The organism is Thermomicrobium sp. CFH 73360, from assembly GCF_023806465.1.
Lineage (GTDB): Bacteria > Chloroflexota > Chloroflexia > Thermomicrobiales > Thermomicrobiaceae > Thermomicrobium.
In genome coordinates this window covers 211727-226278 of the sequence record NZ_JAMSLS010000001.1, presented here as the reverse complement: position 1 = coordinate 226278, position 14552 = coordinate 211727, and the positions used below count along the sequence as shown (strand labels likewise).

Here is a 14552-nt window from a genome sequence, read left to right as displayed (position 1 = left end):
ATGCGGGCGCATCAGTTCGTGAGCCGACAGAGCAGTGCAGGCTTCACAGTGTTCGTCTGGCGAGCATGCCTGTTGCTCGCGATAGTGACGATGATAATCGCTGTGCTCGGGGTATCGGCCGTGCGAGCGGAAGAACCGCTGTCTCCAGAAGCTTTGGACATCGCGAATCAGTTGAACTGCCCCGTTTGCCAAGGGCAGAGCGTGCGCGACTCGAACTCGGAGCTGGCACGCCAGATGCGGCAGCTCATTCAGCAGAAGCTTGATGCAGGCGAGTCACGTGACGAGATCCTCCAATACTTCGTGGAGCGATACGGGGTCGGCGTCTTGCGCGAGCCTCCACGGCAGGGACATCTCTGGCTGCTTTGGTGGGGACCGGTGGCAGGACTTGTGATTGGCATCGTCCTCGTCGCGGTGTACCTGCGACGTCGTGGCGAACCCTCGAGTGATGTGGTACTGCCTGTGAAACTCGAGGATCTCAAGCGGGTCGAACGTCTGCTCGGCGCGGAAGGAGACGCGCGCTAATGCTTGCGGGAATTGTTGTCTTGCTCGTGCTTGCGATCGGCGTCCTGGCATTTGTCTTGTATCCACTCTGGGTGGCGAGTCGACGCTCGGTAAGTCCGTCGCCGTTCCCCCCTCGTCTCCTCGATCTCCTGGCCGAACGCGATGCAATTTTCGCAGCGTTGCGAGATCTCCAATTAGACCATGAGACGGGGAAGGTGGCAGCAGACGAGTATCAGACGTTACGTCTGGCCCTGCTGGCTGAGGCTGCGCGCGTTCTCCGTGCGACCGAGGAGATCGAGCGAGAGCTCGAGTTGAGTATCGAGCAGGAGATCGCGCAGCTGCGTGAATTGGCTCGTCAAGGAGATCGAAATGCATCAACGGCGGGTGTTCCGACATGAATCTCACTGCCACTCCGCCTAACCCGGATACGCTTCTGCCCAGTGAACCAGTCCTCGTCGTGCAGGACCTCACGAAACGGTATGGCTGGAAATCAGCACTTGCGGGAGTGAGTTTTGTCGTCTACCCGAGAGAATGTTTTGTGGTTTTCGGTCCAAATGGGGCCGGCAAGACGACCCTACTCCGGATTCTGGCCGGACTGACCAGACCAAGCAGAGGAACAATCTCATGGTTTGGTTACGCGTTCGCGGCCGGTGCTTCTGCCATTCGTGCTCAGCTTGGCGTGGTCATGCATCGCACGATGCTCGATCCGGAACTCACGGTAGAGGAGAATCTCGACTACTATGCAAAGCTCTATGGGGTCTTGAATCGCCGCGAGCGCATTTACCGCGTCGCTGCTGAGCTCGATCTTGACGATCGCCTAAGGGATCGTGTGCGGCAACTCTCGAGAGGTCTCCAGCAACGAGTAGCTCTGGCGCGGGCCTTGCTCCATGAGCCACCGGTGCTCCTCCTCGATGAACCGGACACCGGGTTGGATCGGGCAAGCCGCGAGCGGTTAATCGGTCTGATCACGGGGCACTGCGCGCAAGGCGGGACCGTGCTGATGACGACACATGCACAGGAGCTCGGTACCCGACTTGCCACTCGAGCGATCTTTCTGGATCGGGGGAGGATCGCTTGGTCAGCATCGAGCTCCGAGGAGATCGAGCGACGTCTCCAGCCGACGACTTACGGACAGGTTCTCGGATGAGTGGGTGGCTCCGGCTCCTGGCAATCATCCAACGAGATCTCCTCGCTGAATGGCGAGCACGCGAGATCGTTGTCGGCATGCTTGTCATGGCGCTCTTGACGCTGCTTGTGTTCAATTTTGCGTTCGACCTGACCGGAGCACAACGGGCAGCAAGCGGAGCAGGGGCTTTTTGGGTAGCGGTCGTCTTCGCGACATTGCTCGGTTTGACTCGTGCTGTTGCTCTGGAACGGCAAGAAGGAGCCTGGGAGGGCTTACTGCTGGCGCCGGTGGATCGCTCTGTTATTTTCCTCGCCAAACTCCTGAGTATGCTGCTCTTCGTCTCGCTGGTTGAACTTGTCGCGCTCCTCGTCATGGCGACACTCTTCACCCTGCCCGTTTTCCGTCCGGGAGTACTGTTGGTCACTTTTCTCGGGACAGTTGGGCTCTGCACCTTGGGAACGTTGTTTGCCGTGATGACGGCGAGCGCACGGGCACGCGAAGTGCTGCTTCCAGCGCTACTGTTCCCGCTGAGTGTACCGGTGGTGATCGGAGGGGTGCGAGCAACAACGCTGGAGCTGAACGGGATTGGGTATGAAGCAGGGCCGTGGAAGAGCCTGCTCGCGGGATTCGCCGTGCTGTTCTTTGGTATTGGCGTGCTGACTTTCGGTGTGACGGTCGAGGAGTGACGACCGGTAAGAGCGGAGGGAGGAACTCGTGGCACAGGGAGATTTTCCGGCGCGAGGTTGGCTGAACTGGCTGTCGCTTCTCTGGGTAGCATCATTTGCCCTTGTGGCGTTTTCGGTGGCCATGATCTTCTTGTACGCGCCGAGTGATGCGACCCAAGGTGAGGTCCAGCGACTCTTCTATCTCCACCTCCCGGCGGCCTGGCTGGCCTATGCCTCATTCTTCATCATCTTTGTAAGCAGCATCCTGTACCTGTTGCGAGGTACCGCGCGGTGGGATCGGCTTGCGCGCTCGGCCGCTGAACTGGGATTTATCTTCACAACCTTGGTACTCCTCACGGGCTCGATCTGGGGTCGACCAATCTGGGGAACTTGGTGGACTTGGGACGCGCGTCTCACCACGACGCTGATCCTGTGGTTCATTTATCTCGGATACTTTTTGCTGCGCGCCTATGTCTCGGATCCCGAACGGGGAGCTCGCTATGCTGCGGTCCTGGGAATTGTCGGCTTCGTCGATATCCCAATTATTCATATGTCTGTGCGCTGGTGGCGAACACTCCACCCGCAACCGATTGTCGTGCGGAGTGAAGGGCCAAACATGCCGCCAGAGATGCTGGCCACGATGCTGGTCACCTTAGTGGCTTTTTGTCTGCTCTACATCTTTCTCCTGATGATCAAGTATCGGATTGAGACGACGCGTGACGAGGTGATGACGCTTCGTACGGCGCTCTATGGTGCGGAGTGAAGGGGACTGAGAGATGGACGCGTTGTGGTACCTTTTCGCAGGCTTCTTCGTAACCTGGTTGATCTTGGGAATCTATCTTTTCTCGCTCCGACGACAGATCGAAGTGCTGCGCAGCGAGCTCGCTGCACTGCGTGGAGAGCGTGGAACTCTCGAAGAGGAACAGATGCCAGAAGCGAAGGCGGTACGGGATACCACCGGTTCCTAAGCATCGGTCAGGAAGCACGACGCGTGGTATCGGGCTCGTGCTGTTGGGTGCGTGTCAGCCACTGGCCTGAGATTGCGCTTCGCGAATTGCGCGCCAGACTCGCTCCGGAGTCAGTGGCATGTCGAGGTGAGTGACCCCAAGAGGGCTGAGCGCATCCAAAACGGCGTTGACGATGGCCGGTGGGGCGGCGGTGGTGCCGGCTTCACCGATCCCTTTGACGCCGAGGGGATTAATAGGGCTTGGTGTTTCTACATGGGCTGCCTCGATCACTGGTACCTGCAGTGCACGAGGCACCACGTAATCGAGGAAGTTCTGGGTCAAAGGCTGACCAGTCTCCGAATAGATGATCGCCTCATAGAGTGCTTGTCCAATACCCTGGGCGACACTGCCGTGAATTTGACCTTCGGCGAGGAGAGGATTGACAATGCGGCCGCTGTCGTCGACTGCGAGATAGCGCAGGATCGTAATGCTCCCGGTCTCAGGATCGACCTCGACCATGGCGATGTGGACGCCGAAAGGAACATTTCGGCGTCCGGGATTGAAGAAGCGCGTCGCTTCCAGCCCTGGCTCGAGGTTCCCCGGCGGACCCTCCATGACATACGCCAGACGTGTCACACGTTCCCAGGGGATCGCGCGGTCCGGTGCACCGCGCACCGCGAACAGGCCATCGCGGTATTCGAGATCCTCAGCTGCGACCTCGAGCGCACTGGCCGCAATGGCTCGCGCCTTCTCAAGAACCTCCTGGGCGGCGAGGAAGGCGGCCGAGCCTCCGAGTGCGGTGCTCCGACTTCCAAATGTCCCGATACCCTGTTGCACAGCTACGGTGTCTCCAGTCACGACGCGAATCCGTTTGAGGGGGAGCTGGAGAACTTCACCAACCACCTGAGCGAGCATCGTTGTGTGCCCCTGTCCGCTCGGGGTAATACCACAGAGGACAGTCACCGTACCATCGGGATGTGCTCGCACCGTGGCTGATTCCCACCCAGGGCCAGAGAGTTCACAAAAGCTTGCGATACCGATTCCGATCATGCGACCCTGGGCTCGCAGACGCGCCTGCTCACGACGAGCGGTCTCATAGTCGAAACGTCGCAACGCTTCGGTGAGCACGGCGGGATAGTTCCCGCTGTCGTAGGGTACTCCGGTTGGCGAACGATACGGGAAATCGTCCGGGCCCAGGAGGTTCCGCTCCCGAATCGCTACAGGATCAAGCCCAAGTTCGCGAGCTGCCTTATCCATGAGACGCTCAAGGAGATAGCTGGCCTCCGGGCGACCAGCACCGCGGTAGGCTGCTTGTGGCGTCGTGTTGGTCACAACACAACGGATTTGCAGACGTAAGGATGGGACACGGTAGGGGCCAGCAATCGCCAGGCCGGTGAGGATGGCCGTGGGGCGCGTCGGTGAGGCATTCCAGGCGCCAAGATTGCTGAGAATTTCGACATCAAGACCGAGGAGCGTACCGTCGCGGCGAAACGCGGCACGGACGTGTTGCCGCTGGTCTCGACCGTGGTTGGTCGCCAGAACGCTTTCCGAACGCGTCTCTACCCACTTCACCGGCCGGCGGAGCTTCCACGCCAGAGCTGCTACCAGAGCGTATTCAGGGTAAAGCCCGCCCTTCGCACCAAACGCGCCGCCTACATCCGGTGCGACGACGCGAATCTGGTATTCGGGCACGCCAAGGACACTCGCGATGCCACTGCGAAGCATGTGTGGAGTCTGGGTCGACGCCCAGACAGTCAATTGCCCGCTCCGCTCGTCATAGGTTGCGGCTGCGGCACGAGGCTCGAGAAATGCCGCATAGACCCGCTGGTTGACAAGTGTGAGCTCGATCACGACATCAGCTGCCCGAAACGCAGAGTCGACATCGTCGTATTGGTGATCCCAGTGAAAGGCAAGATTATCTGGCCAATCGGGATGAACACGTGGAGCCTCTGGTGCGATGGCCTTTTCAGGGTCGATTATCGCGGGAAGCTCCTGGTAATCTACAAGAACTTCGCTGGCGGCGTCAACCGCTGCAACGGCGTTTTCTGCTAGTACAGCGACGACTCCCTCCCCGACAAAGCGCACACGATCAACGGCGAGTGGATAGCGGTGCTGTGCCCGTACTCCCGCTGATTGGGGAGGCGTGGGGAATGGGTTCAGCCAGGTCGCAAGCTCTCTCCCAGTGACTACTGTGACAAAGCCAGGAACAGTCTCGGCCTTTTGTGTATCAATCCTGGCGATAAGCGCGTGTGCATATGGGCTCCGAACAATAGTCAGGGTGAGCGCATCGGCAAGCGACACGTCCTGGGTAAACCTGGCCCATCCGCGGAGAAACTGCTCGTCTTCAATTCGACGAACAGCTCGTCCAATGTAGGAGGGCTCTGCCATCTTCATCCCTCTCTTCCCACAATCTTCATCCCACCATAGTGTAGTGGCTCGAGGAATCTGTCGGTTCTGTATGTCCCGGATAACGAAACAACAACAACAAATCCTTGCGAGTGTCAGGAGGACTTGTAGCCTAATGAGGCGAGTAACTACAGACATAGTGATACAATGATGGTGATATTCTTCAGCTTATGGGAGTTGGTACACATGGCCTATCACTACATGGTGAAGGTCTTACAGGGTACTGGTGTATGAGTTCCGTGAGGATTTGGCTCGTAAGGAGATTGCTGCCAGAGATAACAGGCAAGGCACCTCGTGGGCCGAAGGTGCGGCTCCCCTCAGGATGACTATGAGGCCCTCCAAGCGAGCAGGCAGGTGCCAGGTAACAGGCCAGACGCCATCGAACCTTTCTCGTGCGGCAGTGGCTTCGTGAGAGAGATTTGTCGCTCAATACGTGGAGTCTTGGTGCGCCCCTGCTGACCGCCGACGAGCTCGGTCAGTTCCGTGAGAGTTTTTGCTGCCAGTCGCGGATAATCAGTGAGTCGTGGGGAAACGCAAGAGGTGGTAAGTCATCAAGTGCGAACCAGGCCACAGCACTGCTTTCTTCGCTGGTTCTGAGTTCCCCACGAATAACCCGGGCTTGATAGACGGCCAGAACAACAGGATGTCCATGACGAGAATATAAGCCAACGAGTTGTTCGATTTGGACTTCGAGTCCCGTCTCTTCTCGAACTTCCCGAATTGCCGCTTCTTCAACGGTCTCGCCACGCTCGACAAACCCGGACGGGAAGCTCCAGAGTCCAATACCCGGCTCAATAGCGCGTCTCTGTAAGACGATTTGGCCCTGCTGGTAGACAATGACAGCAACCGCAAGTTTGGGATCGCTGAAAAATGGACGGTCACACACGACGCAGAAAGGACGTTCGCGGCCAGCAATGAAGCGCCGCTCCAACTCGGTGCGACAATATGGACAGTACCGGATATCATCCGAAAGATTGGGTGTCATCTGTGAAGAGCTCGTCCCTGACAACAACGACGAGCGCGTTCCACATCCTCCGGCGTGTCGAGATCAAGCGGGCTAGCAAGCTCCGGGATCTCGCATTCGACGATCTCCTCAGCGTGGGCAGCCAAAACAGGCTTGGCGCCCACGTCGCCGTGGAGGGCGCGGAGTTCGGGGAAAAGCGCGCGGGCGATAAGCACAGGATGACCCGGGCCGTCGACGTACCGGGGGCGAACAATCGGTGCGTGGGTGCGTTCGAAGCAGGTGACCAGTCGATTGATGACTGACGGATCGAGAAATGGTTGGTCACCGAGCAGGAAGACGACCGCATCGACGTCTGGAGGGAGCGCAGCGAGTCCAGCTTTGACTGAGCTACTCTGCCCCTCGTGTGCTCGTTCATTCGTGACGACGGCGAAGCCGGTGGTGTCTAAGCCGGAGCCGGCCACGGCAATCTGCGGGCTGAGAACCACGAGAAGTGGTTCCAACGGTGCCTGACGTGCCGCATCAAGGACGTATTGCAGGGCAGGTTTCCCGCAGAGAGTGACGAGCTGCTTCGGCTGGCCGAGTCGACGCGAGGATCCGGCGGCCAAGACGATTCCGGCGACGCGCGCCATTGCCTCTCATCCTTCGAGCCGCGTCAACCGCCGTCACCCGAAACAGCGGCAGGAGAGGTCTTGGCTGGTCTGAGTGGCTGACCAATGCGTCCCCTCCGTACCGCAATAATCTCTGCTAAGATGCTCACAGCAATTTCGGCGGGCGTCTTGGCTCCAATATCGATCCCGATCGGCGCATGGATGCGAGAGAGCTCCTGCTCGCTGAAGCCAGCACGGCGGAGCCGCTCCAAACGCTGCTCACTTGTCTTGCGGCTGCCGATCGCGCCGATGTAGCCGGCGCGCGAGCGCAGTGCGACATGCAAAGCCGGGTCCTCGAACTTCTCATCGTGCGCCAGGATGACGATATCGGTTTGTGGAGTAATCTTGATCTGGGCCAGCGCTTCATCAGGCCAGGCCACAATGAGCTGGTCAGCATGTGGGAAACGCTCGCGGGTGGCGAAAAACTCGCGGGCATCGATGACTGTCGTGCGATAACCGAGCTCTTTGGCCATGGCAACGAGCGGAATGGCAATGTGGACCGCACCGATAACCACCAAGTGCCGAGGCGGAAGATGCGCCTCGAGGAAGACTTCAACGTTGCGGCCATCGGATAGGTGGTAGCTTCGGATGGCTGCCTCACCGCTCTTCAAGAATGTCTCGGCATCAGCGCGTACGGCAGCATCGAGCTCTGATGAGCCAAGCGATCCCACAGTCCGGCCGTCCTCGAAGACGAGGAACTTGGCACCGAGTAGTTCGCCACTCACTACGGTCGCACTGACAACGGCTTCTTCCTCGTGCAAAGCTTGCCGAAGGGCAGAAAAGATTTCTCCACTCATGCCTTTCTCACCAACGGTTCGACAAAGACATCGATCGTCCCACCACAGCTGAGCCCGACATCCCAGGCCTGCTCGTCACTGATCCCGTACCGGACGAGCCGTGGCTGTCCGGTCTCCAAAACTGCAAGCGCGACCTCGAACACCGCACCCTCTACACAGCCACCGCTCACCGAGCCAGCCATCCGCCCGGAGCGCGTTACGGCCATCTTGGCCCCTACCGGGCGAGGTGACGAGCCGATAGCACGTACCACGGTGGCGAGCGCGATCTCCTCACCCTCGCTGATCCAGCGTTCGATTTCCGGCAGTATATCTCGCATGGTTTGTCTCTCCTCGTTTCACGCAGCGGTCGTCTCGGGCAAGACTGCATGCTGACGCCGGACCGGACGCTTATCGTCGATCTGGCTCAGGTGTTTGGCGAGTGCCTCGAGACTGGCGAAGTTATGGATTGGCATGAAGTCGTCAATGTAGGGCAGTGCTGCTTGCATACCCCGCGTGAGCGGCTCATACCGCGGCGAACCGAGCAGCGGGTTGAGCCAAATGAGTCGATAACAGCTCCGCTGGAGCCGCGCCATCTCTTGGGCGAGGAGCTGCGGATCACCGCGGTCCCAGCCATCGCTGATGATCAGCACAACGGCCCCATTCCGGAGGACGCGGCGCGCCCACTCTTGGTTGAATGTCTGAAGAGATTGCCCGATGCGTGTGCCACCCGACCAATCCTGTACCTCCCGAGCAACCCGTCGCATTGCCTCATCGATGTCTTGGTGTTTGAGGAGCCGGGTGACACGCGTGAGTCGGGTCCCGAAGACGAACGCCTCAACCTTAGCCATTCCGTTCTCGATTGCATAGATGAATTGCAAGAGAATTCGGCTATACCGATCCATTGACCCGCTCACATCGCAGATGACGACGAGCTGGCGTGGCTTCGTCTTCGTCTCCCGGCGCGCGATCGTGAGGGGAACCCCGCCAGTCTGGAGCGATCGTCGCATTGTCCGTCGTGGGTCGATAAAGCGACCCTTCGATGATGCGATCTTGCGGCGGGAGCGCCGGCGGCCGATTTCCCAAGTCAGTTGCTGCATGAAACGACGGATTTGCTGGAGTTCCTCCTCAGTGAAATCCGCGAAGTCCTTCTCGCGAAGGACCTCTGCCGGGCTATAGCTGAAGGTATCAGCGAGCGATTCTTCGTCGCTGGCCTCTCCCGTGTCACCTTCCTCGGCAGCCTCGACAGCTTCGAGGCGCCGACCGCGCGCGCCCGACAGTGTCGTGCCGTCCGCTTCCTCTGTCTCCTCACCCTCTTCGGGCGCGAGCTCGATCACATCGTCTGGCTCTGCCTGCTGGAGCAGACCGTCAGTGTACTCCGGCTTCGCCCGCCAGTACAGGTCGAAGAGGCGATCGAAGACCGGCATATCGTCTTTGTGCGTGACAAGGCAGGCACGAGCTGCCTCGCGCAACTCTTCGCGTCGGCTGATGTCGATGTGCTCGATCGCGCGCACGAAGTCTATGGCCTGTCCGGTGGTCGTCTTGACACCGGCACGCCGCAGAAGGCGGGCAAAGGCGAGTGCGCGCTGAGCGAAATTCATCGTCGCCGTCATTGGTACCGAACCTCGGCAAAGCCCTCACGGGCCGAATGAGCGTTAATCCTGGGTGGCTGTTGAGACCAGTTCCTCCAGTCGCTTCTTTCGGATGTGTTGGAGGTCCTCCTGGTGCTTGAGGATCGCGCCCAACGTGGCAGACGCGATCTCCAGGCTCAGCTGGCTCTGGTTCAGTGCCAAGAGCGCCGCGGCCCAGTCCAGTGTCTCAGCCACCCCTGGGAGCTTGTAGAGATCCTCGCGCCGCAGGGCTTGAATGAATCGAGCAACCTGCAATGCCAGCCGCTCCGGGATACCAGGCAATTTCACACGCAGGATCTCGAATTCCTTCTCGAGCGTTGGGTAGTCGATCCAGTGGTAAAGGCAGCGCCGCTTGAGCGCGTCGTGGAGTTCCCGCGTCCGATTGGACGTAATGATCACGTACGGTGGATGTTCCGCCCGGATCGTCCCGATCTCCGGAATCGTGATCTGGAAATCAGACAAGAGCTCCAGCAAGAAGGCTTCGAACTCCTCATCGGCGCGGTCGATCTCATCGATCAAGAGAACGGGCGGCTTTCCACGATGCCGGATCGCTTTCAGCAGCGGGCGCTCAATCAGGAACTCTTCGCTGAAGATCTCGTGCATCGCGGTATCCCAGCCGACCTGCTGATCCTCCAGCAGGCGGATCGCCAGCATCTGCCGCGGGTAGTTCCACTCGTACACCGCGTGGTTGACGTCAAGCCCCTCGTAGCACTGGAGCCGGATGAGCTCCGTGTCTAGGACCTGCGCCAAAACCTTGGCGACTTCGGTCTTTCCGACACCAGCTTCCCCTTCAAGAAGCAGTGGCTTCGGAAGCTTGAGTGCCAGGAAAATTGCCGTGGCCAAGCTTGTATCGCTGACGTAGCGGTGCGCCGCGAGCGCTCGCTGCACTGCCTCAACCGATGTCAGTTCTGCGACTTTCACGCCTCACCTCGACTCTTCCGATGCGCCGACCCTGTAGTATACCAAAGTACGGTATCGAAGGAACAGGAGAGCGCCCGGGGAGAACCCCCCCCCCCCGGGCGCTGATATGTCGAGCTGTGTCACGACTCAGCCGCGAGCACGCTCAACTGCACGCGTGAGCGCACGCTTGACGAAGACGCGGGTGAGATGGGCCCGGTACTCGTCGCTCGCAAAGATATCACTATTGAACGTCATTCCCTCGCTTGCCAACTGGCTTGCTGCCTCGATCGCGGCCGCGGTCGGCTCTTGACCGACGAGTGCTTGTTCGACGCTCTGGCGTCGCACCGCGTACGGACCAGCGCCGGTCACCCCAACACGCACCGCAGCGACCTTCCCGTCTTCGCCCAACGTGACAACGGCCGCGGCACCAACAACGGCGTAGCCTGATGCCGGATTCGCGAACTTCTGGTAAGATATTCCGGTACGGGCAGGTGGCTTGGGGAAAGAAATCTCCGTAAGAATCTCGTTTGGTTGCAGCGCGGTCGTAAAGAGATCGACAAAGAACTGGTCGGCTGGGATGGTGCGTTCGCCGTCCGGGCCCACGGCCTTGAGTTCCGCGCCGAGAGCGAGGACGACTGCTGGCAGATCGGCGGCAGGGTCAGCGTGTGCGAGGGAGCCACCAATCGTGCCCATATTGCGCACTTGGAGATCGCCGATCACGTCGATCGCCTCGGGCAAGATGGGCAGAACCTGCCGGACAAGCTCGGAGCGCTGGATGTCGTCATAGCGGGTGGTCGCACCGATGACGATACGGTCGCCCGCATCACGAATGCCAGCCAGTTCAGGGACACGGGAAATATCGATCAGTGCGGAAGGGCTGGCTAGGCGCAGCTTCATCGCTGGGATAAGACTATGCCCGCCAGCCAAGAGCTTGGCATCGGGGTTCTCTACCAGGAGCTTGAGTGCTTCTTGTACGGAACCCGCCCGATAGTAGGTGAACGTGCTTGGATACATCGTTCGCTCCCCTTCCGTTTCCCTGCAGGGCCGGACCGACCGGCCCCGTCCCTCGCATCAGCTTGACCGCTCGCGAACAGCTCGCCAGATCCGCTCCGGCGTGAGCGGCATATCGATGTGCTCGATTCCGAACGGTGCAAGTGCATCGATCACCGCGTTCACGACCGCCGGTGTCGAAGCGATTGTCCCGGTCTCACCCGCTCCTTTGACACCCATCGGGTTGACCGGTGTTGGCGTGACTGTCCGGTCCACCGTGAACACGGGCAGCATGCTTGCCTTCGGAATGGCGTAGTCCATTAGTGACGCACTGAGGAGCTGCCCATTCGCATCGTAGGCCGCGTACTCGTAGACGGCCTGGGCCAATCCCTGGGCAATGCCGCCGTGGACCTGCCCGTCCACAATCATTGGATTAATCACGTTCCCAACATCATCGACAGCGACGTACTTCAGGAAATCGACCTTCCCTGTTTCGGGATCAACCTCGACGACGCAGATGTGGCAGCCGAAGGGGAAGGTATTGTTGACCGGATCCCAGAAGTGCGTTGCCTCAAGACCGGGTTCGATGTCACGTGGCAGTTTCCAGGCCAGGTATGCCTGCAAAGCGACTTCCTGGAAGGTCATTCCGCGGTCCGGTGCACCCTTGACAAAGAAGCGACCGTTCTCAAAAGCGAGGTCTTCCGGAGCAACCTCGAGCAAGTGAGCGGCGATGCGCTGCGCCTTCTCCTTCACCTTCCGGCATGCAGCAACGAGGGCAGCGCCACCGACTGCTGTGCTCCGACTCCCGTAGGTGCCCATCCCGAACGGCACCATCTCGGTATCGCCGTGAACAATTTCGACATCCTCAAAGGGGACGCCGAGCTCGTCAGCAACAAGTTGCGCGAAGGTCGTTTCCTCGCCCTGGCCATGGGGATTTGAACCGGTGAAGACGGTGACCTTCCCGGTCGGATGGACGCGCACGGTTGCACTTTCCCACAGTCCACCCTGGAAGCCCATGGCCCCTGCAGCCTGGGAGGGAGCCAATCCGCACACCTCAACATAAGTGGAGAAGCCAATGCCGATATATCGTCCCTGCTGTCGCAGCTCGGCTTGCTGACGGCGCAGGGTGGAGTAATCGACGAGTTCAAGCGCCCGATTCAAGGTGGCCTCGTAGTCACCGCTGTCGTACTGGAGCCCGGTCGGCGTGGTATAGGGGAACCGGTCCTTGGGAATGAAGTTCTTGCGGCGGATCTCTGCGGGATCCATACCCAGTTCCCGGGCCAAGATGTCGATCATCCGCTCGAGCAGGTAGGTGGCCTCAGGTCGACCGGCACCACGATAGGCGTCGGTCGGTGTCGTATTGGTGAGGACACCGTACACGTCGCAGTGGATGACCGGGATCGCATAGGCTCCCTGCAGCATCAGACCAAAAAGCCACGTCGGAACACCCGGGGCAGCCGTCGAGAGATATGCACCCATGTTGGCGTAAGCGCGGACACGGACACCGGTGATGGTGCCGTCGCGGCGTGCAGCAATGTCCACGTACTGGATGTGGTCGCGTCCATGGATTGTTGCCACGCAGTTCTCCTGGCGCGTCTCAATCCACTTAATCGGGCGCCCCAGATCGCGACTAATCGCCGCCGCGATCATCTCACCCGCGTACATTGGAATCTTGCTCCCAAAGCCACCGCCGACGTCGGTCGCAATCACGCGGATCCGTGTCTCCGGCAAGCCAGTGACTGCTGAGAGGAGCAAACGGTGCACATGAGGGTTCTGACTTGTGCACCAGATCGTGAGTTCGCCGCTCCCGGGGTTGTATGCGGCGAGTGCCCCACGTGGCTCCATTGCGGTCGGAATGAGGCGATGGTTAATGAGGCGCCGCGACAGGCGCACCTCGGCTTCGTTCCAGATGGCGTCGAAGTCCCCGATATGCAGCTTCCAATGGAAGGCGAGATTATTGGGAATCTCGTCGTACAGCTGCGGTGCGCCCGATTCCATCGCCTTTTCCTGGTCGACGACCGCTGGCAGCACCTCGTATTCGACATCAATTGCCTCGATGGCATCTTGCGCGACGTACCGGTCTTCCGCTACGACAACCGCGACAGCATCACCGACGTAGCGGACCTTATCGACAGCGACAGCCCGGTATGGAGTGAGCTTTAGATCACTGTCTGGAATCAGCCACGCGCATGGCACGGGTGCCAGCTTGTCAACCAGGTCCTGCCCGGTGTAGACGGCGACCACCCCACGCATGGCTCGCGCCTTGCTCGTGTCGATCCGCACGATCCGGGCGTGGGCATGCGGGCTACGCTTGATCGCCATAACGAGCGTTCCCGGGAGCCTGATGTGATCAGTGAAATTCCCTCGACCCGTGATGAGCCGCGGATCCTCGCGTCGCTTAATGGCTGCTCCGAAAAGCTTGGTGACGGCCATGGCTCCCTCCTTTGCTGCGAGGTGCCCGGATTCCTGCCGGTGAGTCCCAGCCCTAAATCAGCTCCCGCTGCGCATTTTCTCGGCGGCGTACTGGATCGCCCGCACGATGTTCTGATAGCCGGTGCAGCGGCAGAGATTGCCCTCGATCGCGTGGCGGATCTCCTCTTCCGTGGGGTTCGGGTTCCGCTGCAGGAAGTCGACAGCGGTCATAATCATCCCCGGTGTGCAGTAACCGCACTGCAGACCGTGCTTTTCCCAGAAGCCTTCCTGGACCGGATGCAACTGACCGTCACGCGCCAGCCCCTCGATGGTCGTGATCTCAGCACCGTCAGCTTGAACCGCAAAGATTGTGCAGGACTTGACAGCCTTACCGTTCAAAAGCACAGTGCAGGCGCCGCACTGGCTCGTGTCACAACCGATGTGGGTGCCGGTGAGGTTGAGCACGTCGCGGAGGTAATGGACGAGTAAGAGGCGCGGCTCAACGTCATGGGTATAAGTGACGCCATTGACCGTGACCGTGATCTGCATCCGACCGCTCCTTTCCTCGATCGTCCCCAATCCCAATCTCC

16 protein-coding genes are annotated in these 14552 nt (G+C 59.8%); 6 read left to right on the top strand and 10 right to left on the bottom strand.

Going from position 1 to position 14552, the window contains the following annotated elements:
- The 6 genes from NET03_RS00975 to NET03_RS00950 are packed head-to-tail and all read left to right on the top strand — an operon-like array spanning position 1 to position 3260.
- Complete coding sequence (locus NET03_RS00975) at positions 1–522, top strand: cytochrome c-type biogenesis protein (RefSeq protein ID WP_252127020.1); 522 nt, start codon at positions 1–3, stop codon at positions 520–522.
- Complete coding sequence (locus NET03_RS00970) at positions 522–899, top strand: hypothetical protein (RefSeq protein ID WP_252127019.1); 378 nt, start codon at positions 522–524, stop codon at positions 897–899. Before NET03_RS00975 ends, NET03_RS00970 begins: the two co-directional genes overlap by 1 nt.
- Complete coding sequence (gene ccmA, locus NET03_RS00965) at positions 896–1648, top strand: heme ABC exporter ATP-binding protein CcmA (RefSeq protein ID WP_252127018.1); 753 nt, start codon at positions 896–898, stop codon at positions 1646–1648. The genes NET03_RS00970 and ccmA overlap by 4 nt, the downstream gene beginning before the upstream one ends.
- Entirely contained in the window at positions 1645–2313 is a 669-nt protein-coding gene (locus NET03_RS00960; protein ID WP_252127017.1) for a heme exporter protein CcmB, read from the top strand. Before ccmA ends, NET03_RS00960 begins: the two co-directional genes overlap by 4 nt.
- 28 nt (positions 2314–2341) lie before the next feature.
- Complete coding sequence (gene ccmC / locus NET03_RS00955; protein ID WP_252127016.1) at positions 2342–3055, top strand: heme ABC transporter permease CcmC; 714 nt, start codon at positions 2342–2344, stop codon at positions 3053–3055.
- Positions 3056–3068: 13 nt separating this feature from the next.
- Positions 3069–3260, top strand: a complete 192-nt coding sequence (locus NET03_RS00950) for a CcmD family protein (RefSeq protein ID WP_252127015.1) — start codon at positions 3069–3071, stop codon at positions 3258–3260.
- A 54-nt stretch (positions 3261–3314) separates the two neighbouring features.
- Here NET03_RS00950 and NET03_RS00945 read toward each other — a convergent pair whose 3' ends face one another.
- From NET03_RS00945 to NET03_RS00900, 10 genes are all read right to left on the bottom strand, one after another.
- Complete coding sequence (locus tag NET03_RS00945) at positions 3315–5627, bottom strand: xanthine dehydrogenase family protein molybdopterin-binding subunit (RefSeq protein WP_252127014.1); 2313 nt, start codon at positions 5625–5627, stop codon at positions 3315–3317.
- A 493-nt stretch (positions 5628–6120) separates the two neighbouring features.
- Positions 6121–6630: an NUDIX hydrolase gene (locus NET03_RS00940; RefSeq protein WP_252127013.1), complete on the bottom strand. Its 510-nt coding sequence runs from the start codon at positions 6628–6630 to the stop codon at positions 6121–6123.
- Positions 6627–7238 carry a nucleotidyltransferase family protein gene (locus tag NET03_RS00935; protein ID WP_252127012.1) on the bottom strand — a complete coding sequence of 204 codons (612 nt, stop codon included), beginning with the start codon at positions 7236–7238 and terminating at the stop codon, positions 6627–6629. The genes NET03_RS00940 and NET03_RS00935 overlap by 4 nt, the downstream gene beginning before the upstream one ends.
- Before the next feature lie 23 nt (positions 7239–7261).
- Entirely contained in the window at positions 7262–8053 is a 792-nt protein-coding gene (locus tag NET03_RS00930) for an XdhC family protein (RefSeq protein ID WP_252127011.1), read from the bottom strand.
- The gene (locus tag NET03_RS00925; RefSeq protein ID WP_252127010.1) at positions 8050–8370 is read right to left on the bottom strand and encodes an XdhC family protein; all 321 of its coding nucleotides are present in this window, start codon (positions 8368–8370) and stop codon (positions 8050–8052) included. The genes NET03_RS00930 and NET03_RS00925 overlap by 4 nt, the downstream gene beginning before the upstream one ends.
- An 18-nt stretch (positions 8371–8388) precedes the next feature.
- On the bottom strand, positions 8389–9642 hold the full coding sequence (locus NET03_RS00920; protein WP_252127009.1) for a vWA domain-containing protein: 1254 nt from the start codon (positions 9640–9642) through the stop codon (positions 8389–8391).
- Positions 9643–9684: 42 nt separating this feature from the next.
- The gene (locus tag NET03_RS00915; protein WP_252127008.1) at positions 9685–10581 is read right to left on the bottom strand and encodes an AAA family ATPase; all 897 of its coding nucleotides are present in this window, start codon (positions 10579–10581) and stop codon (positions 9685–9687) included.
- 126 nt (positions 10582–10707) lie between these two features.
- Entirely contained in the window at positions 10708–11574 is an 867-nt protein-coding gene (locus NET03_RS00910; protein WP_252127007.1) for an FAD binding domain-containing protein, read from the bottom strand.
- A 57-nt stretch (positions 11575–11631) separates the two neighbouring features.
- Positions 11632–13983: a xanthine dehydrogenase family protein molybdopterin-binding subunit gene (locus tag NET03_RS00905; protein ID WP_252127006.1), complete on the bottom strand. Its 2352-nt coding sequence runs from the start codon at positions 13981–13983 to the stop codon at positions 11632–11634.
- 57 nt (positions 13984–14040) lie between these two features.
- Positions 14041–14511 (bottom strand): (2Fe-2S)-binding protein, encoded by a 471-nt coding sequence (locus NET03_RS00900; protein ID WP_252127005.1) that lies wholly within the window; start codon positions 14509–14511, stop codon positions 14041–14043.
- Positions 14512–14552: the final 41 nt, after the last annotated feature.